This window comes from Paenibacillus sp. FSL H8-0175 (assembly GCF_045040615.1).
In the GTDB taxonomy this organism is placed as follows: Bacteria; Bacillota; Bacilli; order Paenibacillales; family Paenibacillaceae; genus Paenibacillus_AQ; species Paenibacillus_AQ odorifer.
This window is the reverse complement of sequence record NZ_CP150299.1, coordinates 1,668,087-1,692,361: the sequence shown is the minus strand read 5'-3', so window position 1 is coordinate 1,692,361 and position 24,275 is coordinate 1,668,087. Positions and strand designations below refer to the sequence as shown.

The following is a 24,275-nucleotide window of genomic DNA, read 5'->3' as shown; positions in this document are numbered from 1 at the left end:
CAAATCCTTCCTGAAAATAATGAAAAGCTATACTCTCTGAATACTAAAACCAATGATGCGGAGAATAGAAATACAGTCAGCTGTTTTTTGTACTATCACACTATACTCCCATTTTTTTCTGAAACATTTACAATTTTTTCAGAAAAGAATTACAATATTTACACAAGTTTTGAATAAACTGAAATTAATTCATCACTTAATTTTGCAAATTCATGAAAATGTATAAAAAAATGAATCTATTTCAGAAATAATTATGTTGTTTTGATAAAATAGACAGGTAATAATAGAATAAACAGTTCTCTTGTTAAAAAACTAAAAAGCGAGGTTTACCAATGTTATGGACCTGAAGCTGTTAAAAAAAATTAAAACGATAAATTTCTTCACATTCTTCTTTTTTTGGACTGTCATCTTTTTTGCTCTTGCGGATAAGCCACCACCTGCTGGTTTCTATGGGCTTATTGCCCTATTATTAGTTTATGGTATTTTACTTATTATCTATTTAAATGATTTTATTGAAAGCTTGATTAAGAAGCGAAGAGGAGTTTTTCTACTCAATTTGTTATATTTCTCCTTGGGAGGTTTTGCTTTCAGTCTAATTCTTTCAATTATTGTCATTAACCTTGTTTCAAATGTAGAAAATGAAGGATATCTAATCTCGGCATTCAGTTCAACCGTAATAGGATTGCTTAACGGGTTATGTTTTTATTTTTTCAACAAGCTGCTTGTGAAGAGGTACAATCTAATGATTGAGCAGAACCGCTCTGAATAATAAAAGAGCCGAATTAGCTAAAGAATGACGTATCGCCAAAAAGCAACTTATCCGCAGATAAGTTGCTTTTTTATCATGATTTTTAACTTCTACACTATATAAATAAAGTAACGTAAACCGACGAATCCCCTGTCCTCACAGGTATTAATCTATTCCCAGACTTTGTTTCTTAAATTCACTCTCGAAACATAACTCCGTGAGATCCCCAGCTCCTTCGCTATCTCCCGCTGTATCCGCTCTTCTCGATCTTCAGATATACTCCCTTGAGCAAATCATCCACTTCCGAATCAAAATATCGATAAGTGTAATGTTTAAAAAACTATATTTACAATTCAGAATGCTCGTGTTTCGCTTTGAGACGACTCCAGCGGCGCTGAACTTCGCTCTCAAAGCTGCGCAGAGCCGGTTCGTTCTCAGGCTTGAGCAGATGGCGGGTCTTACCCATCGTCTTCAGCCAGGCAGAGACTTCAATACGTTTGTCCTTGTTCTCCGGATTGTACGTAATGGTCGTTGTGCCTTGTTCCACTTCATACAGCGGGAAGAAGCAGGATTCCACCGCCAAGGATACAATATCCGTCCCATCCTTGTCTTCGGTCATCCAATTCAACGGGCAGGCAATCAGAATCTTGCCGTAGACCAGACCTTCATTCTGCGCGTACCATTGGGCCTTAGCTGCTTTTTTGAGCAGATCCTGCGGATAGGCTTCACAGCCGGTGAATACATAAGGAATATTAGTGGCTGCCATGATCTGGGCAGTATCTTTATGCTGGGTGACTTTACCCTGCTGGGTCTTGCCGATGCTTGAAGTAGAAGTCCGGTGACCGAGCGGTGTTGAATAAGACTGCTGTGCACCAGTGTTCATATAACCTTCATTATCATACTCGATGATAATCATTTTATGTCCACGCAGTGCAGCACCAATGGCTGGTCCCATCCCGATATCCATACCTCCGTCGCCTGTTACCATAACGAAAGTAAAGTCATTCCTCAGGCCCAGTCCATCCAGCTCTCCGCGGCGTTTGCGTTCCCAGAACATTTCTACCACCCCGGACAACGTAGCCGCACCGTTCTGGAAAAGGTTATGGATGAACGTTGACTTGTGCGACGAATAAGGATAGCCGGTTGTTGTAACCATTGCGCATCCTGTATGGTACAGCGCAACGATATCTCCTTCAATTCCCCTGAAGAACAGCTCAAGACCCGAGAAAATTCCGCAGCCCGGGCATGTGCCGTGACCCGGAGCCAGGCGTCTTGGTTTCTTCATCAAACTGCGGATCGGGGGAATCTTCACGGCCAGCTTTCCGGTTTCTTCATTTTTAGTAACAGTAATGAGGCCCGTCTTCAACAAATCGAAATTCATCGGCTTAAGCAGGCGCTGCGGTGCCTTTTCCGGTTCACCAGGATTGTGGCCGTAGTAATCAAACGGTACTTCAACACGGTCAGCAACAACAGCATCCAACGCCAGCTGGAAGAAATGATGGCCATCTTCAGCATAGAAGTCCTTGCCGCCTAATCCGTAAATCCGGCTGATGACTTTAGTCGTTGTATTCCCGTAAGTGAACAGCGCTGCCTTGATTTCGTTAACCATGTTGCCGCCGTGTCCGCCGAAGGAATCCGCACGGTCACCAACAGTAATGGCTTTGACATTCTTCAGTGCTTCCGCGATCTGCTTCTGCGGGAACGGACGGATCATGTTCGGTGAAATCGCTCCGGCTTTGACTCCCTGCAGTCGCAACTGATCCACAACATCCTTAATGATCTCGGACGCGGAATTCATCAGGAAGACAGCCACATCGGCATCCCCCATCCGGTACTGCTCAATCACCTCATAATGGCGTCCGGTCAGATCAGCAAATTCCTGAGCGATCTCTTCGAACACTTCACCGGCATTGTACATGGCCACAGACTGCTGATAGCGATTATTGATATAATCCGGTTCATTCATGTAAGGACCAACAGTAACCGGATTGTTGCGGTCAAGGGTATCGGTTGAGCCGGCTGGCGGCTGTTCGCCTACGAATTTATGCACATCTGCGCGGTGCGCAAAAGCCTGTACGCGGCGCTTCTGGTGAGAAGTGAAATATCCGTCCGAAGCTACCATAACCGGCAGGCGGACTTTGACATGCTCAGCCAGCTTCAGTGCCATCAGATTCATGTCGTAGACCGACTGCGGGTCACGGCACATCAGAATCGGCCAGCCGGTATTGAGTGCAAAATACAAATCGGAGTGGTCCCCGTGAATGTTCAACGGTCCGGAGATGGAGCGGCAAATCAGGTTCATAACCATGGGCATCCGCGTACCGGCTTGTACAGGCAGCTGCTCAAGCATGTACATGTAGCCTTGCGCACTGGTGGCGTTAAATACGCGTCCGCCGGCTGTAGAAGCGCCATAACAGATACCTGCCGAGCTGTGCTCACCATCTGAGGGCACGAGCATAATGTCATGCTGGCCGCTGGCTTTCATCGTATCGAGGAATTGTGCAACCTCTGTCGATGGCGAGATCGGGAAATACCCCATGACATGATAGTTGATCTGATGCGCAGCATAGGCCGCCATCTCATTGCCTGATTCATATAGGAATTTCTGTTCTACTTTGGCAGAACCTATTTCTTTTTCATAATCAATAGCCATTGTTCATTCCGCCTTTCTAACCAGATTTACGCTTGCGTGATGAGATCGAATGGATGATGCACTGTATGGCTGTCGGCATAGCCTTCCTTCTCGCGCATGCTTGAGAGTGCCGAGGTCGGGCAGGCGCCTACGCATTTCAGGCAACCCTTGCAATATTGATAATCGATGCCCCGCAGGAACATCTGTGAGCGCCCCTTGCGGTCAAGCCGTTCTTCCCACACAAAACACTGGTCAGGGCAGACGGTGTCACACTGTGCACAGTTAATGCAGGACTCATTTTCATAAGCCGGAATCATTCCGGAACGGGAAATGCTCAGGTTCTTGAGGAAGCTACTTCCCGGATTGATGATCGTACCGCCTATAGGCTGAGTTTCATAGCCAAACGGCGAAATGTCGGAACGCACATATTCAGGCATGCTGTCCCCTGCCTCCAGCTCGAAGTGCATAAACTTCACTTCATTGTAGCCGCGCTCAAAAGTCGTAATAGCCGATTGTACAGCCTGCGGATATTTTTTGCCGAGCGATTTCTCAATAACGCCCTTCATCGTTTCAGCAACCAGGAATGGGCAGAGCCGGAACAGGGCACCCAGCATCGCCATGTTTACACGGTTTTTCTCTTTCAGTGCGATGCTTGTCGCGTCGATCACAGCAATGGTTCCGGCTTTCATCTTCAGCAGCTCTTTGAGTTCTTCCGGCGTCTTGGCCGAGTTCACAAGAACAGTGCTGTCTTCATTAATCCCGCTGGTGACATTAACGGTCTTGACAAGCGCTTCGTGGAACACCCCAACCACATGGGGACGCTCTACCGGCGAAGTATCACGGATATGCGTGTTTAAATCACAGAAGCGGATGTGGGCCTTTACAGCAGAGCCCTTTTTCTCTGATCCATAAGACGAGAAGCTTACGCCGTTCAGCCCCGCTCCGACGACTCCCGCTTCTGCGAGCATTTTACCCGCCAGGTTAGCTCCCAAGCCTCCAATAGACTCCAGTCGAATTTCAAAAAATCCGAGATCGTTAATTCGTGGTAATTCAATCATAAATGAACTCCTTTCACTAGAAGACTAGTAATACTCTTGCGAGCATTAATCCCGTTCAGGTCTGGAATAAGCTAAATAATTTTTGTACTTCTTCAACCGTTCAGGCAATTCGTCAGCCTTTGGATTACGTTTTAAAGAAACTTGATATAATTCATCTGCGTGGCCAAGCTTTCCGGAGATTAGAACATGGGAATGTGCTCTATCTTCCTCGGCGATATCAAATCTTACTTTACCGTCTTCCACCTCCAGAGTCCCCCTGACCCCGCAAATTCCACATATTGCTGGGTAATTATCATCATGATTTCTGATTTCTATGAGTTTGGAATGACAGATTGGACATAAACCAGGTTCGCCAATATACTTCGCTTCCGTATCTGGATTCATGAGTGTTTCAGCCACATGACGACCGGATTGTCTTGCTCTCTTAAGTTCTTCCTCCCTGAACACAACTGCTCCAGGTAAGCCAACCCAATTGACCAGCATTTTATCTATTACATTAATTTGCATCGGCAACGTAAAAAGGTGGAGCATCGGCAATGCGAGTGTGTCCCACTCACTTCCTCCTACAGCAATAAGAGAAGCTACTCTAGTTTTAAAGCTTCTTTCATCCGGACCTTTGCCGGTAGTAATCCCTCTTTCCTCGCGTTGCTTCTTGGCAATCATCCGGAAAGCAATGTCATGAGAAGGCCCCATACGGTCATTCAGAATCTTCAATAATCCGTTAGGACTCTTTTCATAAATGGCTGAGCTCAAGATTAATCCGTCGCATTCCATTAATTTTTCATCAATAAATCCATAGTCATCATTCTTTATCACACAGTCTCCTGAGCCACACTTTTCAAGCAGACTCACTACACAAGCATTACAACCGGTGCAAGGTTTAATATGTAAATCATTAAGACGCACAAGTTCTACTTCGGCACCAAGCTCCTCAGCACCCATTAAAGCTTCTTTAACAAGGATTTCTGAATTGCTCATTCTTCTTCCGCAACTGATCCCTAAAATTTTCATTAGTAGCCTCCTACAATTCGAATTTGTTAAGCATATTTTCAGAAACTGATCCACGAGATCGTTTCAGCTTTTTCACAAGAACTGGAGTGACAATTGCACTGGCAACAACTGCGAATGCAATTTGTGCGCGGGCACTCTCAACATAAGGCAGATATGCCTGATCGACCTCTGCCATAAGTTGAGGTACCGTTATGGATAACCCGGCTACACAACAAATCGCCGCAGAAGCATGCCCGTCTTGTTTCAGACAGAATCGGTCAACTAACAACATGGGGATGTTATTAATCAAGGTAAAGATCAAGAACAAAATCAGCCCCAGCCCACATGAGCTGAGTGCGCTCTTGAGATCGATATTCGCCCCAAGGCAAAACCCCAGAAAAGGCACCATAAGTGAGGTCCCTGATTTGGAAAAATTACGAACAGCAGGATCAAACATACCCAGAAGAAATCCGACTACAAATGGAATTAAAGTAGCCATGATGCTTCGAGCGTCAATCCCATTTCCGGAAGAGAAACCAAGAATACAGACGGGTATGAACGGTAGCCCGATAAGGTTCAGCAGAGCAAACGCAGAAATGTCAGTGTCATCACCATAATTCTCCATCAGCGCAAGGTACATGCCGGGATTGCAACTAGTGATGCAAGCCACAAGTGCCAGGGTAGAGATTCCTCCAAAACCCGCCAAACCGAAAAGCTTCATAACAACGATCCCAAAAACAACACTAAGAACAAGTTTTACCGCAACTAGTATGCCGCCCCGCCGCAGAGTTGTCACAAGCTGTTGAGGTTTGAACTGAATACCACAGAATACTAGCAGAATTCCCACGATCGTCATCGTTCCCGCATTCGAAAATACAGCAGTGGACGGATTGCCAACCATCAAGGTTCTCGGATAAAAAGTATGCATTATTGCAGCGATTCCCATAGGAAGCAGCATCATTCCGCCTGATATTCCCTGTATTCTCTCTAATATTTTCATGTACGGCGATTCCCTTCTTCCAAGTAATCGTGTCCTTCCTCTATCTGACTGTTACTCTTGCGCATGCTTTATTCCCGGCAGCTTTGGCTAGAGGTGTCATGATCATGGTCATTAGATAGGAAACCAAATAAAGCACCGGATAATTCCCAGTAAATGAGGTGAGAAAGCCTGACAGGTTTGATGTGCCAAGCAGAGCCATCACTCCGCTGATTACAGTTACAGGAATGAAGTTTATTAGCAGACAGCCGACACATTGACCCGCCAGTAAATCCTTCTTTAGAGCAAAAAGCCCCGTAAACCAGTCGCTAATCCTCATCAAGGGAATAAAATCGTTAATAAGACAAGCCAGCGAGAAACCAACCAGGGTGAACACCCATGTTCGTCCATTAATCCCCTCATTCATCAGGGAAGCTGCAAGCGACATCGCCGCCGCAGAGGGAAGATTCAACACAAGCTTAAAATACAAAGAATATGTCTTACTCATTTTCCTGCACCCGCAGCCGATATGGCATGCTCTTTCCATTTTTCTGTTACTTACTTGAATCTGCCCACCCTGGTCAGCTGTTTGGGGACACGGATGCGACCAGATGCAGTGACAATCGCATTCTCTTCACAGACTTCCGTACACCTTCCGCATTTTTCACAAATCGCCGGATCGATCATATGGATATAGCCTGATTTCCCTTGGATTGCATTTTCCGGGCAGACATCAAGACATTCCCCGCAGCCGCTGCATAATTTCGGATCAATGACATAGGCAAGAAAATGGGTACACACCGAAGCCGGACAGGTCTTGCGTACAATATGGGCTTCAAGATCAAGACGGGAGCAGGCAACAGCAGATAACGCCGGCCCCACCATATTTCTTCCAAATGCGCAAAAAGATCCTGCTCCGATTAATTCGCCAATATCTGTTACTAAATCAAGATCCTCTTTTTTTGCTCGCCCTTCGGTAACATCAGTGAAGACTGCTTTGAGTTGCCAGCTCCCCTCACGGCAAATCACACATTTTCCACAGGATGTCTCCGCTGCAGCGCTAAGTAACCCTTTGGCGATAGTTGCCATACAGTGCTTGTCGGTAAAGATTCGGATACTGTCATAAACAGAATCATAGCTTATGAATTCCGAAGTTAAGGCCGGAGCCGATGCGAAGTGCCCGAGCATGCCACCCAGCAGCAGGGGCTTGGCTGGCGCAAGTTCAAGCTCCTCTAACAGAGCAGACACAGGGGTGCCAAGTGCAACTGCCACAACCCTGGTTCTCTCATCTGTTGTAATCATTATTAATTTCTCCTGACGGCGGGAACTGCTTACACCTTCGTAAATCCAGTACGCAGTCTCCACATCCAGCAGGAAGGTAGGTCTCCCTTGCCAGCCTTCGGCACTGAAGCTTTTCACCCATAAGTCACAACGTATTACACCATTGTCTATGGCATTGTATAATGCTGTTTCTTCCCGCAGGACAGGAGAAGCCGGTCCGTACTTCACTGATATAAGCGAGGCCGGAGCTATCTCACGCAGCGGTGCCGCCAACATCTCAGCTTGCGCCTCTGTCTCGGCATAGATCAGAATCTCACAATCCATGCAAATCTTCGCAGCCATTGCCAGCCCTGCTGCTATTCGACTCGCGACATGCGCAAGAATAAAGTCCGTGAATCCATCTAACTCCTGTGCGAGAGAGCAGATTAATACGGGTCTCCCGTCATCTGGATTGATTGCGGATAAACGTTCATCGAGAAGCACTCCTTGTTTATCCGTCAATGCAAGTGCTCTAATTCTTACTGCCGCGTCCGAAGCTGAAATTGCTAGCCTATTCTCCAAAAGCTCCTGAATAGCAGGCTCTTCAGCATTCGGGAAAGGCGACAGAAAATGGGGAGTTCGGCTGACTTCATGTGGCATCTTTATTCACCTCTGGCAACACTCGAATAATCATTCCAAAATTTTTGCGCAGCTATTTCTAGTCGCAGATCACACTGCAGACAACGTTGCGCCTCATCCGGTACTTGCGCCTCAGAATAACCCAGATCCATCGGATCAAAGCATTGGCAACGCTCCTCTGGCGCAACAATCTGTGTTTTCTTTCGCTTTCTATCACTCATGCCTTTAATTGCACCAATTCTCGGGCAAACCGCCTGCTCCGGTGAAAGATTTTCCTCAATATTGCCGTCCCCGCCGAGAAACCGGTCCATCTCTGAAGCAGCCAGGCGCGCCCCTGCTATGGCACGAATAACTGAATCTGTGCCTGTTACACAGTCTCCGGCTGCGAAAATACCGGGAATGCTTGAAGCACAGCTATTCGCTTCGACAACAATGCGGCTGCCACGACCAAGGGCTAACCCACAGCCCTCTACCAAATCAGGTCCTTGACCTACTGCAAAAATCACTGTATCAACCGGGAGTATCGTTTCGCTGCCAGGTATAAGATCAATGACACTCCTGCCATTCTCATCAAACTGGAAGCCTTTCACTTCTGCCATCCGCAGCCCGTTCACTTTACCGTCGCCGCTGCCGTTAATGGCGAGAAACGTTCGGCTGTTATGCACCAGCACTCCCTCTTCTTCAGCCCAGCGAAGCTCTTCAGGAGATGCGGTCATCTTATTTCGGCTTTCAAGGCAAGCCAGATGAACGGTTTCCGCGCCAAACCGTTTTGCGATTCCTGCACAGTCCAAGGCAACGTTTCCCCCACCCAGAATAATTACGTTCTTACCGACAGTCGGAGCCTCCCCCTCTGCCGTCTGGCGCAGAAATTCAATATTCGTATATACGCCTTCCAGCCCGGCGCCCTTCAGTGGCAGACGCGCTCCCTTATGAGCCCCTACGGCTACCAAAACAGCATCAAATCCTTCTGAGATCAGGGAGGCCGGAAATTCAATCCGAACACCGGTCTGTAATTTCACACCCAACTCCAGGATCATGCCGATTTCTCGGTCAACGATCTCCCGGGGAAGACGATACTGTGGAATCCCGTATTGCATCATACCGCCAGCCTTTTGGCGTTCTTCATAAATAGTTATCTCATGACCTAGCTTTGCAAGGTACATGGCAGCCGTCAGACCAGCAGGACCTGCACCAATAATAGCGACCTTTTTGCCAGTGGCCGATTTTTGGAAAGAACGAGTTTTCCAACTACCGTCATCATGCTCGCAGGCATGGCGTTTCAGGTCACGTATGGCCACCGGTTCATTGAGAAAATTACGTTTACACTCCAATTCGCAGCGATGGGTGCATATGTACCCGAGCGCGTGGGGAAACGGTACTTTTTCGCGCATGACGGCAGCCGCAGCCGGATAATTTTTTTCCCGTATGAACCGCAGATATTTGGGTATATCAATATGGGCAGGACAAGCCGCCCGGCATGGAACCAGGGCATCTGTACGGGACTTTCCAGTCATCTTCTGCGTAATGGCCTCGTGTTCACGAATAGCTCCTGTGGGGCATACCTCTACACAAGCACTGCAAAAGCGGCAATCTGCATCCTGCAGGGAATTACCATCTACTACAACCTGCAACCGGCCCTGAACCTTCTCAAAGCGGATAGCTCCCACACCCCGCATCTCTTCACATGCACGCACACATCTTCCACATAGAATACAGCGGGTCATTTCATGAAGAATAATCGGGTTCCTGACATCCTCAGCAATACGGATCGGGTTGGCCCGGAGGCGGCGCCCCGTATCTCCGACAAATTGGGAAATGGATTGGAACTGGCAGTGTCCGAATTTTGGACAGCCTGTACACTCACTTGGATGTGTTTTGAACATTAAATCAACAGAAAGCTTTCGTACGTTTTCAGCGAGAGCATCCTTACTGTCAATGACCATTCCTTCTTCCGCCTTTACAGCACAGGCAGCCACGACACCCTTTTTCCCTTCCTGACGCACCATGCAGAGTCGGCAGGAGGCAGTGTGACGAAGATTCTCATGGTAACAGAGGTTCGGGATATAGATACCGTTTGATAGTGCAGCTTCTAGAATCGTTCCACCTGTACGCACAGATACGGTCTTTCCGTCAATCACCAGTGTCACTTGTTCGTCCTTCATCGTTTATTCCTCTGCTCTCACATATTCAGCGGCACTTTCACCAGCAAAACGTCCCGTATTCAAGCAATAACCCATCGTGTTTCCGGGTAAAAGAAACATATAGCTGTCCCCGTAAATGGTACAGGTATCTGTACCGGCAGCGTACAGACCGGGTACAGGCAACCATTCCTTATCCAGCACTTCTGCTCTATCGTTTATTTTTATACCGCCAAGTGTGCCATACGCGCTGGGACGAAAGCATCCGGCATAGAAGGGTGCCTTCACAACAGGCTTCATATAAGTCTTGTTTTTGAAGAAGAGCTCATCACTTCTATCACACATATCGTTGTATTCATCAACTGTATCGAGCAAAGCCTCTGGAACGATCCCAAGTTTTTCAGCTAGCTCCTCAATGCTGTCTGCTTTGATAATGTCCGGATTGCCCTGAAGGATGTAATCCTCTACGACCTCATCAAAATCACTGACATCATCCGGGTCATGCACAAAGTTTATGACATCAAGACCATTGCGCTTATACCCCTTTAGAATAGTGGAATCAATAATGGAATAACCTACACGCCCTTTTTGAATAGCGATGGCGTTGCCGGTGAAGGTATTGTTCTGCATTTCTTCCTCATTAATAAAACGTTTGCCGAGTTGATTCACCATCAGGTTAGGTTGCATCAGTACGGCAGGCACACTATCCGGACCGGTATCCGAATGTGGCAGAATGTAGATCATTTCAACAGTCATATCGGTTGTCGCAGCCCCTGCCTCGCAGGCCATACGAATTCCGTCACCCTTGAGTCCGGGTATTGCAAAATTGAACATATCCTCCTTGTAGCTATAGCCGGTGCGCTCCTTAATCATCTCTGGATTATCACCTGCACCTCCCGTAGCTACAACAACAGCCTTGCATCGGAACTCAGTTTCTTCACCATCAGGCCCTCTGCCAATAACTGCGCAGACCTTGCCCTGTCCATCTGTAAGAATACGCTGAGCAGGGGATTCAAGATAAAACTCAACCCCATGCTCACGTGCGTATTCCATGATTGCTTTATTCATGATGGCACCGCCATTGCGGCCAATGCCACCGTTCACTGCTACGATATGCCAGGTCTGCTCAGATTTCGGAAAATATTTGTATGCGCCAGCAAACTGGACGCCCATCTCTTCTAGCCAGGTAATGGTATTGGCGGAATTTTCAAAATACCTTTTCACAAGAGTGGCATCTACGCGCCAATGCGTATATTCCATAAACATTTTGAAGGCCCGTTCTACACTGATATCTACCATCATGGATTTTTGCTGCCGCGTACCTATCCCCAGAGGTCCCATCCCCATATTTGCTGCGCCACCTACCGTACTGTTTTTCTCCAGCACTACTACCCTCGCTCCGTTCTCAGCAGCTTGCGCAGCGGCTGCCAATCCGGAAGGTCCTGCGGCAATTACAACTATTTCTGTCTCGATCCGTCTCATATAAAGTTCCTTTCCTAGAAACATTAATTTAAATACATCCTTAACCATTGCGCACTCCATTCCACCGCCTCATTTGCCAGCTCACGGAAGTTGATTGCATGGGTTTCTTTTGTATCTATGGGAAGTTCGTTATAACAGGCACTATTAAAAGCATCTTCTATATAGCCATGGTGCGCAGCTTGCATCTGCCGTATAAAGACTGGAACGCCTGCCCTGGACAAACGAATTGCATATTGTTCGCCTTCATAGCACAACGCATCACACTCGGCAAGTACTATAATGACCGGCGGCATATTAGTAATGAACCGTTCAGGCGCATGGAGCGGTGATACATAGGGTTCCTTCCGTTGCTCCTCACTTGAATATAGAAAAGTAAACGCTTTCATCAACTCTGGGGCCATATCGGACAAACAGCGCTCCTTCGCTGCCGGATCAGTTACGGCATCAAGATAGGGGTAATGCAAAATCTGGCAGCAAATAGAGTAGCGATCCTGTTCCCTTGCCTTCATTGATGCGGCTGTAGCAAGAGTCGCCCCTCCACTGAATCCCATAACTGCAAACCGTGAAGGGTCCATACTGAAGCTTTCAGCATTTTCGGCAAACCACTTCATTACTCCACAGACGTCATCTAGCGCTGCAGGGTAAGGATTCTCAGGAGCTTTGCGGTAATTTATCCCTACTACGTGACAGCCAATAAGAGTTCTGACTTCCTCGCACAGGTTATCATCCTTGGCAGCATCGCCAAGCACTAGCCCCCCGCCATGCAGCTCAAAAAGTACTGGCGAGTTTTGCCGCTGGGCACGATGCAACCAAACTTCAACACTGTGGCTTTCACCGCAAGGTATTTCCAGCCGCTCTCCATGAATATGCTGTGACAACAGGACCATTCTTTCAGATGCACGAATGGAGGGTATGATTTTAATGAAGCTTTGCAAGAAATCATCCATTTGATTTTCCTGTTTCTGTTCTGTTGAAACCTTCCCATACGGGATAACCCGTATACACTTTGGTTTCTTCTTCACCGTTCAGAGCACGCACAGTGCCTGCCGCAAGTGCCTCCATTTCAAAATCACCCCCGTACACCTTAACAGGTGCGATCCAGCCACAGTATAGCTCCACAAAACCTGTAAAATAGAGGTCATTGCTGACGCCGCCTGTGAGAATGATCCCGTCCACTTGGCCTTGAAGAACTGCTGCGCAAGCACCGACAGCTTTGCATAACTGATAAGCCATAGCATCATAAACAAGCTTCGCATAAGTATTTCCGCTAGCAATTATTTTTTTGATCTCCATGGTGTTATCTGTACCGAGATGACTGACTAGTCCTCCTGTCTTGCTGATCTTCTGGATCATTTCCTGATGGGTGTATTCACCGGAGAAGCACATATCAATAATGGGGACGGCAGGGACTGAGCCAGAACGATTCGGCGCCATAGGACCTTCTCCATTTAGTACATCATTGCCGTCTACCATTCTTCCCTTCTTATGGGCAGTAACAGATAGTCCCCCGCCCACATGCGCCACAATAAAGTTGCATTCCTCATACGGTCTGCGTAGTTCTTTGGCATACCGCATGGCGACTTCTTTCTGATTGAGCACATGTACTCTACTCTCTCGATAAATGCCCCTTATCCCTGTAAAACGGGCCAGCTCCTCATATTCGTCAACATCAGGCGGGTTGACCAAATATGCAGGTGCTCCGCCAAATTCATCCGAGAATGCTTGAATAAGCTGTGCGCCGAGAATTGCCGGATGCTTGACCGTTCTTCCCTCCCGGGAATGCTTAAGAATGGCTTCATTAATCGGATAAATGCCACCAACCATGCTTTCCAAACCTCCACTGTACGCAGCGTAAGCATCCATAGCAGTAAGGCTGATTTTAGCCTTATATAACTCCGATAGAATCGTCTCGCGCCGGTAAGGAAGTTGGTCGCCAATAGTTGCAAAGGTCTTTAGAACTGCCGGGTCATGGGCAACATTCGCTTTGAATACTTGTGTGTTGTTCTCAAAAACCGCCAATTTTGTTGAAGTAGAGCCTGGGCTGAGCGTAAAAATTTTATATATCCTTTCCATGTCTTCACAGTTCCTTTCCATGCTGTGCGCGTACAATTAGCATAATAATATTGCCCATCATTTCGGAAAGCGGAGCACTGCGGGAAAAATCGCAGATCGGCTGTGCAAAGCCTTGAAGTACAGGCCCATATGCATCGGCTTTACCAAAAAGCTGTATCAGCTTGACACCTATATTCCCGGCATGCAGATTTGGAAATATAAGCACATTTGCCTTGCCAGCGACATCACTTTCACGCTTCACTTTGTTTGCAGCCACCCCTGGGGATATAGCTGCATCAAGTTGAAATTCACCATCGATCTTCAAGTCCGGCACTCTGCCATGTACAATATCGATTGCCTTGCGGATAACATCAATACTCTCATGCTCCGTGCTGCCACATGTAGAAAAGGAAAGCATAGCAATACGAGGCTCCCAGCCGAGCAGCGTTTTGACAGTATATCCAGAGGATATGGCGATGTCAGCAAGTTCGTCAGCATCGGGAGCGGCATTCACCGCACAATCAGCTATAGCAAGCAGCTGACCTTCAGGACCCTCAAAGCCCGGCACATTCACAATACCAAGACTTGAAATGCTGCTAAAGCTTTCCTGCATCCCGATAATGCTTTGAGCCGCCACTATAACCTCAGCCGTAGTATACTCGCGTCCAGCAGCTGCACAATCAGCCCTGCCGGTCTTAACCAGCAGCATCGCACAGTTTACTGGATCTTTTGCCTTGCGCAGGACCGCTTTTCTGCTCAACTCATCAAAACGTGCTGTATATTCGTCAGCGAGTTCTTCTAACTGCTGCTCATTCGAATTATTGAAGAAACTGAATGCCTCAGTCGAAATTCCAAGTTCCACCGCACGCGCACTGATACTCTCTGAATTGCCAATTAGCACAGGTTGGCCTATCTTGCGTGCGACCACCTCCGCGGCGGCTTTCAAAATCATTTCATTATCACATTCCGGGAAAACCACCCTTTTGGGATGAAGACGTGCTTTTTGCTCGAGCGTTTCCAGCAGGCTCATTTATATACTCCTTCCATCTGCAGCTATGGCAAAGGCCACCGCGTAGTCTGTATCATAAGAAAGGGAAATTTTCACTTGCGCACATGAGCTTTGCAGCACCCGTTTGGCGATTTCCCCATGCAGTATCACATTAGGCCGCCCTTCGGCATCATTAAGGATTTCAATCTCTTTGAGACTAACTCCCTCGCCACTGATAGCTAGAGACTTGAACACCGCTTCCTTGCCGGCAAACCGCGTTACATAGTAATAAAAAGGCTCCGGACGGCTTATAGCTTGCGCGATCTCATTCGGAGTATATGTTTTTTGTATAAATGGATCTTCCTGCACCAGCGTAATGGCTCGCAGATGAGAAAAATTCACGATATCTGTCCCCACACCGATCATCGGACTTTCCTCCATATCTAACGGTAGATATATTCACCAGATTGATAACGTGGCGGAATTACCGGTACCTGAAGGAAGGATTGATATTCCCCGCCAGTGCGAATGATGTGTCTGCCCTTATTGTCTGTGTCCCACGCTAGAGGCTCGAACCAACCCTCCCGGATATAGCGGCCTGCCACCTGCACCCGCAGTTTCTCACCTTTATGCCAGATCCGGCTGGAAGGTACAATTTCGATATCCACCGGAACTACCTCTCCCCCAGTGAGCTTCAGCTCACGTTCGTGAGAAAGCACAGGCTGATAGTGGGTACTAAGCTTTGAATCAAGCTCTCTGTGCGAAACACGAATCTTACCCCATGCTCCGGGATGCGGCTCATCCAGTACATGCCAGGGAATCCAATTGCCCTCTCCATCAGCCTTCTGAATATTAATGAAAAGATCCATGTCGTCATGCCCGGCTGCTTCAACATAAAGCCGTAAAAACATATAACCGGTCAGCTCAGTATCCTCTTTAATTTCCATATCAAAGATTGCTTCTCCACTGTCCGAGTCGTAAGTTGCTTCGGATGCGGCAGAAACAGGACCTTCTTGCATGCTCATGCTGGCCGCATCCAGGTAGTAACGTGTATATTGAGTTCGCTCCAGAGGAAATCCTTTTTCCTTGCGCTGTACCTGGTAATCACAATCGAAAGCATCCATAACATCAAGCCGGACACGGGGGGTTAATTCCCAGCCATTATGAATGTCTTTCAGGTAGCGGTCATAGAAGCGCTTCAGGTCCTCAAGATTGTAAGGATCATAAGCATCTGCCCATTCAAAATCGCGATGTACGCGCAGCCATTTCTGCTTCGTCTTAATTTTACGATAGCCCTGAATTGAACCACGCAGATGAAAATGACTCCAGCCGGCGGTACAGTAACACGGAATCGTAATCTTGCTGAAATCAGGAATTTTGTCACGCCAGTAACCGTTCATTAAAGGATATTTCCGTGCCATAGCCACTTGATCATCGACACCGCCATTCCCCGTAACCGAAGCTGCGATGAATTCATTGAAGCTAAGTGCTGGGATGCCCCCTTCATAAATTGCTTCCCGGTACACATCAGTCGTGCCTTCCCACGGGGCTATACAGGCGAGATGGGGAGGTTGATAAGCTGCTACACGATACTGGGTCATGGCTACACCAGAGTTTCCTCCCATACCCACTCGACCGTTACACCAGTATTGAACACCCAGCCATTCGATAAAATCATAGCCATCCTCACAATCCTGACGACTGAACATGCTTACATCACCTTCGGAATGACCTGCACCGCGAGTATCAACGTTGGCAACGGCGTAACCCATTCGGCACCAATACATAGGGTCCGGAGACTCGAACTTTGCGAGTTTGGATACGGTCTGCGGAGGAACGCCCATAATCTGCCACTCACTCATTCCTTCTCCTGGCCTTTTCCCGAAAAAACTCCAGGAAACTAGTGCAGGAATCTTGTCTATTCGGTTTTCCGGCATATATATATCACAGTAGATAGTCACCCCGTCACGCATTTTAACGGGTACGTCTTGCTGACAGATCACGCCTTCACCCGCAATGTATGTTCGTTGGTTGAAGGGAGGACAGAAACCTTGTCCCATTGCATCCATTGGATTTTCACTTGCAGAAAGATCAATATCCTGCTCTTTATTAACAGGCCGACGGGCCACACGGTAAATACTCTCAAGCTCTTCGCCCTGAAACATTTCTTTCTTTGTAAAAAATTTGTTCATTGTCCTTCTCCTTATCCGTTCTCGCAAATTTCCAGCACATAATCAACAGCCTCAGCGATGGTTTGTTTCCGGCGAAATTTCATATATGGAATTTCAACATTAAAAGCGTCCTCCAAGAAAGTAGTGATCTGCGAAAAATGCACAGATTTTGCCTGTAAATCACTCGTAAATGAAAGACTTTCCGACAAATCCTCCGGCTTCTTCCCGAATAAAGGCGAAGCTCTTTCCACCAGCTTCGCATAAATTTCTTCACGTAATTCCAATACAATCCCTCCTTGTTGAATACAGCTCATCACACATTTTCAAGCTAAAGTGTCATTTATTGCTGCATGTGATAATTTCAGTATATATAATGAGAGCGTTATCTCCCATGTACTGCAACTTAATCGTGATCGGTTATTTCAACAAAGTTTTGTAAAATTGCACAAAGGTTCCTAGTGCTATTGGAGGCTGTTCTCGTGAATCTTCAAAAGATCATCAGAAAACTTAGCGACTGTTGTCTTGCCTGGCCGGAAGAGGCATTACAAACCAAAGAGATTAACGAATTTGCTATCCTGCGACCCTACTCCGTATTCAAGACTGACACTGCCTATTTAGGCAAGCTTTCAGATATACCAAGGGACTTTCCAACAGACACCCCACTTTTCTGTATTCAGGATTGTGACGCATCTGTTGATTCTTATACTTGCCTTACCCTTCTGCCAAATGAACTGGATTTGCTGGATCTTTCAGAGAAAATCTCTACTATCCTTGCTCATGAGAATCGGCTTATTGAGCATATGCACACGCTTATCTCTGCACTTAACTCCAACAAAGGATTGCAGCACATGACGAATGAAGCCACCCGCATCTTTGGTAATCCGGTTATCATTGTTGATGCTGGCTATAAATTACTTGCTATGTGTCAAGCACCTATTCCCAGCCGACCTGATATTGAACAACAGAGACACTTAGGTTATGTCCTTGACCGAAATATTCAAAGCATGAAGAAATCCAATTTATACGAGCGGACCCGGATGGCTCTTTTTCCTTATTACTCTCGTGATCCCGAGACCAAGAACGGTTGGATTACAGCTTTTGTGTACGTCCACGGTATAGAATTTGCACAGGTTAGTGTTATGGAGCTTGATCGTGAATTTACTGATATTGATTTTGAACTAGTAAAATTTCTTTGCGAACTGGTTTCGGTAGAATTGCAGAAGAGTGATTTCTATAAATCCAATCAAGGAATGGTTCATAGCTTTCTGCTTACCGAACTCCTTACTGGTGATCTCTATGATGCTAATGTCATTGCAATGCGCTTGGCTCATATGGAGTGGCCGCTGTCCTCTAACTTGCGTGTGTTGACCTTAATTGACCAAAACAACGGTTTTTTTGAGGGAAAAGTTCAACTGGTCGCGCAGCATCTAAGTCAATTCCTGCCAAACAACCGTTGGATCGTTTTTCAAGGGCGCATTGTATTTCTAATCTCTCTCACCGATTCATCCCACGAAATAATTACTAAAGAAGAACGGATTCTGGAGTTTCTGCAAGTAAATAGTCTGACTGCTTCAATGAGTGATTCCTTCAGTCAATTAAATTTTTTGCGAAAATATTACAAACAATGTCTGGCTGCCATCGACTTAGGACTCCAACTTGACTTTAACAAGTCAATCTATGTGTATGAGGACTATCTCTGTGAGCATATTGGAAAAATCATATCTGAACATCATGATCTTGCTGATTTCTGTCATCCGGTTATTCAGAAGCTTATTGCTTATGACCATACCCACAAAACAAGTTTGCTGCCTACCCTTGAAGCCTATCTTCAGTATGTGGACACTCCAGCTCTTGCGGCAAAAGCACTTTTTATCCATAGAAACACTTTGTTCTATCGTATCAACAGGATCCGGGAGCTTTTCCAATTAGACTTAAGCAACGGTGATATTCGTCTCAAACTGCAATTGACATTTCATTTTCTGAACTTAAAATACGAAGTACATAAATAAAACTAATCTTCGAGGAATTTGTATGGACGTTCCAATTCAAAGAGAGGACTCGTCCCAGCAAACCTATATAACTTTATTCATAATCTGTAGAAGCTTTTACAGCACAAATAAAGGGCACCTTATACCGCCGGGCTCGGAACTTAAGCCTTAGCAGAAAGGTGCCCCCATTAATACTTCAGAGCAGATTACAGTGCGCTATCTTTAGCCATTGGAGCTAATTTTTCAGTCCTGTCAACGTGATTCCTTCTACGAAATATTTTTGACCAATCAGATAAAAAATGACACCCGGCGCAAAGGACATACACGTAGCCGCCATCGTCAGCGACCAGTCCTGCTTTAGTTGGCCTCTAAAGGCGGTTAGTCCCAAGGCTATCGTATACTTATCGCTTGAGTTTATGTAAATCATCTGTTGAAGTAGATCATTCCATAAACCGATAAAGATAAATAATGCGACGACGATCATCGCAGATTTAATGGCCGGCATAATAATGCTGAACAAAATGCGGTAATATCCAGCGCCATCGATCGTTGCTGCTTGATCAAGCTCTCTCGGTATAGACATGATAAACTGCCTGATCAAAAAGATATTAAAAGCCCCGCCACCACAGAAATAAGGCAAAATCAACGGCAGATAGCTGTCATGAATTCCTAAGCCTCTCGTCCACCCAATATATAGCGGAATAAGTGTAACCATGGCAGGTAGAAGCATCGAACCGACACAAAGAGCCCAAATCAATTTTTTGCCCCGAAAACGCAGTCTTGCAAAGGCATAACCGCATAAAGTCGCTGTAAAGGTTCCTGCCAGACAGGCGGGTACAATAATAATCATAGTGTTCCATAAATATTTCCAAAACTTAAAGATCTCTAGCGTTTCTGCATAGTTTGAAAACAACCAATTTCCTGGCAGCAGTGAAGGCGGATATTGGTATATCTCGGCATTCGACATGAGCGACGTGCGAAATATCCACCAGATTGGAAAGAGCACGAGTATAGTAAAAAAAATAACAACGACAAACGAGATCAGGTTCATCCATTGATTATTACGTTTTTTGCTCTTTAATCTTCCGTATGAGGCTACACTCATTTGTCATCGCCCCCTTCATTAAAGATCCATAGGTTGGAGGTTTTGAATAATACACCAGTAAAGCCTGCAAGAATAACAAAAATAACGGCTGTTGTCGCACAAGCATACCCCAATTTATAATTTACAAAAGCTTGATCATACATCAGATAAGTTAAAAAGCGTGAAGAATTACCCGGGCCCCCATTCGTTAATGAAAGAGCCGGCGTAACAATTTGGAGATTGGCAATCAAGCTCATTAGCAAATTGTAAAAGATAATGGGCGACATGCACGGTAAAGTGATATGCAAGAATCGTTTCCATCCATTCGCACCATCCATTTCAGCCGCTTCATGGTAGACGACCGGAACATTTTGCAGCCCAGCTAAGAAAATAACAATTAAGTTACCTGACAGCCAAACCGAAATCAAGGATAGGGATGGAATGACATAGCTGGAATCCGCGATAAAAGAAACTTTGTTCAAACCCATCTCAGAGAGAATAAAGTTAAAAAATCCAAAATTAGCTTCGTATAACCAGGACCATCCTACATATATTGCGGCTGCCGGCAAAACGTACGGTACATAGAACACAGCCCGGAAAAACCCTCTAGCCGGAATTTTACGATTCAGTAGCATCGCAATAAAAAGTGAATAAATCATGCCTCCAACTACCGATAAGACGGCAAAGTAGACCGTAGCGATAATAGAATCTTTAATATAAGGATCAGTGGTAAATAGATTAATATAATTCTCGAAGCCAACAAATTTGGGGTCTGAAAGTCCCGTCCAATTCGTTAAGCTGATCCCGAGCACCCCAATAAGAGGTAGATACGTTAGAAAGATCAGCCCAAGGAAGGCAGGGATCAATAATATATACGCGGCTCGTGCCTCACCTGCATGAATACGTGAACGACGTTTCGGAGATTTATTAATCATTTCCATCTCTATCTCCCCACCTGAAGATCATAATATGGCCGCCGCGTGTGTGAGCTTGGCAGCGGCCAGTCTTTTACGAACTTTACTAATTGCCTGAATGGGCTGCTTTCAACGCATCGAGATTTTTAGAAATAGCATCCTTAGCGGTCGTCTTTCCAGTCCATACATCCCCTAGAACCGACCCGAGCAAGGTGTTAAACTCCGTCGTATGATTCGTATAGAACCACGCTGCAGGCTTCACAGCAGGTGATTGCGCATAATCGACTACTGCAGATTTATATTCGTCATAAACAGGGAAGTTAGGATTTTCGACCCATTTACGGGTAAGGGTCTCATCCGTGTACCACTTCTCCAGCGTCGGCATCCAGATCCCCGAGCTAATGAGGCCCCAGTTATTTTCTTCTGAGTTGTACCATTTCAGCCATTCCATCGCTTCTTTTGGATGCTTAGTCTGGGAGAAGACGACATTGGCGCCACCCGTGTTGAGGGTAACCTTTTCCTTCATGTAAGGCAATACTGCAACGCCATAGTTCAAGCCTTCATTCTTGGCCGTATTCAGACTAGTTCCCACGTTCCACGCACCGTTAGTAGCCATGGCAACAGTTCCCGCGATGATGGTTCGTTGAATGCCATCATCAGTCTGTCCGACAGACAACGGAGCAACATGATCCTTCAAGTAAAGATCTGCAACCTTCTGAATTCCCTCTATACTGGCGTCTTCTCCAATTCTCACCTCAGTCCCATCACCCGAATAGAACCCTCCACCATTACCAAGCGCCCAGGTCTCAAGCTGCCATGGTAAGTTTTCAACGGATGCGCCAAACTGTACGATACTCTGCTCATTAAAGCCACTCTCATCAGGATGTTTACCATTTTTATCAAGGGTCAGCTTCTTTGCTGTTGTTACAAATTCGTCCCATGTCCACGCTTGGTCTAAAGCGGCTGGGGGATAGGGTACATTGGCTTTGTCAAACATATCTTTGTTGTAATAGAGGAGTAAGATTTCATTGGCAGCCGCGTAGGCTACGGTTTTCCCTTGATATTTGTAGGCTAAGCTATCGAGTGGTTTGCTGTCGCTTCCTTCGTACATTGTATTTACATCATTCAGCATGCATTGGGTAGACCACTGAACGACCCCATCTTCTCTGAGCATCCCTGTGTCAGGCAATTGCTCTGCCGTAGCCATTGTATTCAGCTTAGTCATGTAGTTTTCCCAAGGAATTGCTTGTACTTCTACTTCAATTCTGTCTTGAGAAGCATTAAACTTATCCGCCACTCCCTGGGTTACATTTCCCTCTTCCGCACTTCCCCACATCGAATAGATAATTTTGACCTTCTCCTCAGGCTTGGAGGTTGCGTTCTCAGATGCTTTGGGTGCATCAGATGCCTTGGTTACTGTGTTTGTCTCGTCTTTCGCGCAGCCAATGACACTTAACGCTATTGCAGTTGAAAGAATACCTGCCCCGAATGCTTTACCTACTTTCATTTCCCTCTCCCCCTTCATAATTACATAGATATGTCTAACCGTTTGACCCCTTAAGTTATTGAGTTAAACGTTTAGTACCAACTTTTTTAATAATTTCAACCTTTGCTTGGAATCCGAAATTTCGGCCAGCAGATACGACTTTTAATATCGTAAATATTTTCAAAAAGTGGTATAGAGTCTTCATGAACTTGGGATGTTTTAATGAAGTAAGCGCTTTATTGTTATTGTGTCATGATTTTCTATTAGGGAAAATAGCATTTTTCAACCTGATTTTTAAAAATTCCAACCTTTAAAGAATCAGCTTTTTCATAAAAACGGCAGAATCAGCTGAACCAAAATATTCAATTGCAGTAACGACAATAAGCAGAGCCGTCCTCCTACCCCAATGGTAGAAGCACTGCTCTGCCTATTTAGCATTTATACACATATGCTGCTGTATGCAACAACGCCTTTTTTCTCTTCTCGAAACATAACTGCGTGAGATTTCCAGCTCCTTAGCAAATTCCCGCTATGTTATCGAATTTCTTGAGGTTGTGGCCACGAACCGAGGTCAAGAATGAAGGCGTCTCTTATTCGTTCCCCATCGTGCTGATGTCGATGACAAACCGGTAACGGACATCTGAAGCAAGCACACGCTCCCAGGCTTCATCAATCCGGTCAGCAGAAATGACCTCGATTTCAGAAGCAATATTATGTTCAGCGCAGAAATTAAGCATTTCCTGCGTTTCACGGATTCCGCCAATCATCGATCCGGCAAACGAACGGCGGTGGCCGATCAGCGAGAATACGTTAACTGCCAATGGATCAGCGGGCGCACCAACATTGACTAATGTACCATCCAATGCCAGAAGTGAAAGATAAGCATCAATATTAATTTGTGCGCTTACTGTATTCACAATAAGATCGAATGAACCGGCAAGCTGCTTAAATGTCTCCGGATCGCTGGTCGCATAATAATGATCCGCTCCTAATTGCAATCCGTCTTCCTTCTTCTTCAGTGACTGTGATAACACAGTAACCTCAGCTCCCATGGCATGAGCAATCTTCACAGCCATGTGCCCAAGCCCGCCAAGACCCACTACAGCTACTTTTTTGCCGGGAGCGGCTCCCCAATGGCGCAGCGGTGAATAGGTGGTGATTCCTGCGCATAAAAGCGGTGCAGCCGCATCAAGCGGAATAGTGTCAGGAATCCGGACCACGAAGTCTTCTGTTACAACGATGTGCGTGGAATACCCGCCCTGTGTATAGTGACCGTGCCGGTCGATAGCTCCATAAGTGCCCGTATTTCCACTCAGGCAATACTGCTCCTCACCTTTTTGGCAATTACTGCACTCTCCACAGGAGTCAACCATACAACCTACCCCTACACGATCGCCGACTGTGTACTTTGTAACTTTGGAACCGACCTGGCTGACAATACCGGCGATCTCATGCCCTGGAACAAGTGGATACTTAACCGGTCCCCACTCCCCGCGGGCTGTATGAATATCCGAGTGGCAAATGCCAGCGTATTTAATCTCAATAAGAACATCGTGCGGCTGCAGATTCCGGCGTTCAATTGTAGTTAGCTTGAACGGGCCTTCCTGACTGAATGTAGCACGTGCATTTACTTTTATCATAGTGAAACCTCTCTTCTAGTTAATATAAA

Annotated in this window: 20 protein-coding genes; 2 read left to right on the top strand and 18 right to left on the bottom strand. The window is 46.2% G+C overall.

All coding sequences use genetic code 11. The features are described from left to right. The first annotated feature begins 337 nt into the window (after positions 1-337). Positions 338-769, top strand: coding sequence for a hypothetical protein (locus tag MHH46_RS07340; protein WP_076125314.1), 432 nt, complete (start codon positions 338-340; stop codon positions 767-769). Between the two features lie 325 nt (positions 770-1,094). Here MHH46_RS07340 and MHH46_RS07335 read toward each other — a convergent pair whose 3' ends face one another. From MHH46_RS07335 to MHH46_RS07270, 14 genes are read right to left on the bottom strand one after another with little or no spacing between them, the layout of a single operon-like run. Then, positions 1,095-3,401, bottom strand: coding sequence for a thiamine pyrophosphate-dependent enzyme (locus MHH46_RS07335; RefSeq protein ID WP_076125316.1), 2,307 nt, complete (start codon positions 3,399-3,401; stop codon positions 1,095-1,097). A 26-nt stretch (positions 3,402-3,427) separates the two neighbouring features. Further along, positions 3,428-4,438, bottom strand: a complete 1,011-nt coding sequence (locus MHH46_RS07330) for a 2-oxoacid:acceptor oxidoreductase family protein (protein WP_076125317.1) — start codon at positions 4,436-4,438, stop codon at positions 3,428-3,430. Positions 4,439-4,483: 45 nt separating this feature from the next. Continuing rightward, positions 4,484-5,449 (bottom strand): flavodoxin family protein, encoded by a 966-nt coding sequence (locus tag MHH46_RS07325; protein ID WP_076125319.1) that lies wholly within the window; start codon positions 5,447-5,449, stop codon positions 4,484-4,486. Between the two features lie 10 nt (positions 5,450-5,459). Then, a complete protein-coding gene (locus MHH46_RS07320; protein WP_076125321.1) occupies positions 5,460-6,428 on the bottom strand; it encodes a 2-keto-3-deoxygluconate permease in 969 nt (322 codons plus the stop codon). Positions 6,429-6,468: 40 nt separating this feature from the next. After that, on the bottom strand, positions 6,469-6,912 hold the full coding sequence (locus tag MHH46_RS07315; RefSeq protein WP_076125323.1) for a hypothetical protein: 444 nt from the start codon (positions 6,910-6,912) through the stop codon (positions 6,469-6,471). 50 nt (positions 6,913-6,962) lie between these two features. Then, entirely contained in the window at positions 6,963-8,324 is a 1,362-nt protein-coding gene (locus MHH46_RS07310; protein WP_076125325.1) for an NADH-ubiquinone oxidoreductase-F iron-sulfur binding region domain-containing protein, read from the bottom strand. 2 nt (positions 8,325-8,326) lie between these two features. Continuing rightward, positions 8,327-10,465 carry an FAD-dependent oxidoreductase gene (locus tag MHH46_RS07305; RefSeq protein ID WP_081386478.1) on the bottom strand — a complete coding sequence of 713 codons (2,139 nt, stop codon included), beginning with the start codon at positions 10,463-10,465 and terminating at the stop codon, positions 8,327-8,329. A 3-nt stretch (positions 10,466-10,468) separates the two neighbouring features. Further along, the gene (locus tag MHH46_RS07300) at positions 10,469-11,983 is read right to left on the bottom strand and encodes an FAD-dependent oxidoreductase (RefSeq protein ID WP_217696513.1); all 1,515 of its coding nucleotides are present in this window, start codon (positions 11,981-11,983) and stop codon (positions 10,469-10,471) included. Then, positions 11,947-12,870 carry an alpha/beta hydrolase gene (locus MHH46_RS07295; protein WP_076125327.1) on the bottom strand — a complete coding sequence of 308 codons (924 nt, stop codon included), beginning with the start codon at positions 12,868-12,870 and terminating at the stop codon, positions 11,947-11,949. The genes MHH46_RS07300 and MHH46_RS07295 overlap by 37 nt, the downstream gene beginning before the upstream one ends. Then, on the bottom strand, positions 12,863-13,996 hold the full coding sequence (gene buk, locus MHH46_RS07290) for a butyrate kinase (protein ID WP_076193519.1): 1,134 nt from the start codon (positions 13,994-13,996) through the stop codon (positions 12,863-12,865). The genes MHH46_RS07295 and buk overlap by 8 nt, the downstream gene beginning before the upstream one ends. A gap of 4 nt (positions 13,997-14,000) precedes the next feature. Continuing rightward, on the bottom strand, positions 14,001-15,005 hold the full coding sequence (locus tag MHH46_RS07285; RefSeq protein WP_076125330.1) for a phosphate acyltransferase: 1,005 nt from the start codon (positions 15,003-15,005) through the stop codon (positions 14,001-14,003). Beyond that, positions 15,006-15,389 carry a holo-ACP synthase gene (locus MHH46_RS07280; RefSeq protein WP_076193522.1) on the bottom strand — a complete coding sequence of 128 codons (384 nt, stop codon included), beginning with the start codon at positions 15,387-15,389 and terminating at the stop codon, positions 15,006-15,008. A 17-nt stretch (positions 15,390-15,406) separates the two neighbouring features. Further along, positions 15,407-17,155: a CocE/NonD family hydrolase gene (locus MHH46_RS07275; RefSeq protein ID WP_076193524.1), complete on the bottom strand. Its 1,749-nt coding sequence runs from the start codon at positions 17,153-17,155 to the stop codon at positions 15,407-15,409. Between the two features lie 11 nt (positions 17,156-17,166). After that, positions 17,167-17,418 (bottom strand): acyl carrier protein, encoded by a 252-nt coding sequence (locus MHH46_RS07270; RefSeq protein WP_081386479.1) that lies wholly within the window; start codon positions 17,416-17,418, stop codon positions 17,167-17,169. A gap of 195 nt (positions 17,419-17,613) precedes the next feature. Here MHH46_RS07270 and MHH46_RS07265 point away from each other — a divergent pair, with 195 nt between their 5' ends. After that, entirely contained in the window at positions 17,614-19,143 is a 1,530-nt protein-coding gene (locus tag MHH46_RS07265) for a CdaR family transcriptional regulator (RefSeq protein ID WP_076193529.1), read from the top strand. A 214-nt stretch (positions 19,144-19,357) separates the two neighbouring features. Here MHH46_RS07265 and MHH46_RS07260 read toward each other — a convergent pair whose 3' ends face one another. From MHH46_RS07260 to MHH46_RS07245, 4 genes are all read right to left on the bottom strand, one after another. After that, complete coding sequence (locus MHH46_RS07260) at positions 19,358-20,227, bottom strand: carbohydrate ABC transporter permease (protein ID WP_076125340.1); 870 nt, start codon at positions 20,225-20,227, stop codon at positions 19,358-19,360. Next, positions 20,224-21,147 carry a carbohydrate ABC transporter permease gene (locus tag MHH46_RS07255; RefSeq protein ID WP_076193532.1) on the bottom strand — a complete coding sequence of 308 codons (924 nt, stop codon included), beginning with the start codon at positions 21,145-21,147 and terminating at the stop codon, positions 20,224-20,226. Before MHH46_RS07255 ends, MHH46_RS07260 begins: the two co-directional genes overlap by 4 nt. Positions 21,148-21,226: 79 nt before the next feature. Next, complete coding sequence (locus tag MHH46_RS07250; protein WP_076193534.1) at positions 21,227-22,627, bottom strand: sugar ABC transporter substrate-binding protein; 1,401 nt, start codon at positions 22,625-22,627, stop codon at positions 21,227-21,229. 569 nt (positions 22,628-23,196) lie between these two features. Further along, positions 23,197-24,246 (bottom strand): NAD(P)-dependent alcohol dehydrogenase, encoded by a 1,050-nt coding sequence (locus MHH46_RS07245; RefSeq protein ID WP_076193537.1) that lies wholly within the window; start codon positions 24,244-24,246, stop codon positions 23,197-23,199. Positions 24,247-24,275 lie beyond the last annotated feature (29 nt).

What these genes read in the sequence shown, in the direction of transcription:
- MHH46_RS07340 (WP_076125314.1), top strand. Translation starts at nt 338, where the DNA reads ATGGACCTGAAGCTGTTAAAAAAAATTAAAACGATAAATTTCTTCACA.
- MHH46_RS07335 (WP_076125316.1), bottom strand. Translation starts at nt 3,401, where the DNA reads ATGGCTATTGATTATGAAAAAGAAATAGGTTCTGCCAAAGTAGAACAG.
- MHH46_RS07330 (WP_076125317.1), bottom strand. Translation starts at nt 4,438, where the DNA reads ATGATTGAATTACCACGAATTAACGATCTCGGATTTTTTGAAATTCGA.
- MHH46_RS07325 (WP_076125319.1), bottom strand. Translation starts at nt 5,449, where the DNA reads ATGAAAATTTTAGGGATCAGTTGCGGAAGAAGAATGAGCAATTCAGAA.
- MHH46_RS07320 (WP_076125321.1), bottom strand. Translation starts at nt 6,428, where the DNA reads ATGAAAATATTAGAGAGAATACAGGGAATATCAGGCGGAATGATGCTG.
- MHH46_RS07315 (WP_076125323.1), bottom strand. Translation starts at nt 6,912, where the DNA reads ATGAGTAAGACATATTCTTTGTATTTTAAGCTTGTGTTGAATCTTCCC.
- MHH46_RS07310 (WP_076125325.1), bottom strand. Translation starts at nt 8,324, where the DNA reads ATGCCACATGAAGTCAGCCGAACTCCCCATTTTCTGTCGCCTTTCCCG.
- MHH46_RS07305 (WP_081386478.1), bottom strand. Translation starts at nt 10,465, where the DNA reads ATGAAGGACGAACAAGTGACACTGGTGATTGACGGAAAGACCGTATCT.
- MHH46_RS07300 (WP_217696513.1), bottom strand. Translation starts at nt 11,983, where the DNA reads ATGGAGTGCGCAATGGTTAAGGATGTATTTAAATTAATGTTTCTAGGA.
- MHH46_RS07295 (WP_076125327.1), bottom strand. Translation starts at nt 12,870, where the DNA reads ATGGATGATTTCTTGCAAAGCTTCATTAAAATCATACCCTCCATTCGT.
- buk (WP_076193519.1), bottom strand. Translation starts at nt 13,996, where the DNA reads ATGGAAAGGATATATAAAATTTTTACGCTCAGCCCAGGCTCTACTTCA.
- MHH46_RS07285 (WP_076125330.1), bottom strand. Translation starts at nt 15,005, where the DNA reads ATGAGCCTGCTGGAAACGCTCGAGCAAAAAGCACGTCTTCATCCCAAA.
- MHH46_RS07280 (WP_076193522.1), bottom strand. Translation starts at nt 15,389, where the DNA reads ATGATCGGTGTGGGGACAGATATCGTGAATTTTTCTCATCTGCGAGCC.
- MHH46_RS07275 (WP_076193524.1), bottom strand. Translation starts at nt 17,155, where the DNA reads ATGAACAAATTTTTTACAAAGAAAGAAATGTTTCAGGGCGAAGAGCTT.
- MHH46_RS07260 (WP_076125340.1), bottom strand. Translation starts at nt 20,227, where the DNA reads ATGAGTGTAGCCTCATACGGAAGATTAAAGAGCAAAAAACGTAATAAT.
- MHH46_RS07255 (WP_076193532.1), bottom strand. Translation starts at nt 21,147, where the DNA reads ATGGAAATGATTAATAAATCTCCGAAACGTCGTTCACGTATTCATGCA.
- MHH46_RS07250 (WP_076193534.1), bottom strand. Translation starts at nt 22,627, where the DNA reads ATGAAAGTAGGTAAAGCATTCGGGGCAGGTATTCTTTCAACTGCAATA.
- MHH46_RS07245 (WP_076193537.1), bottom strand. Translation starts at nt 24,246, where the DNA reads ATGATAAAAGTAAATGCACGTGCTACATTCAGTCAGGAAGGCCCGTTC.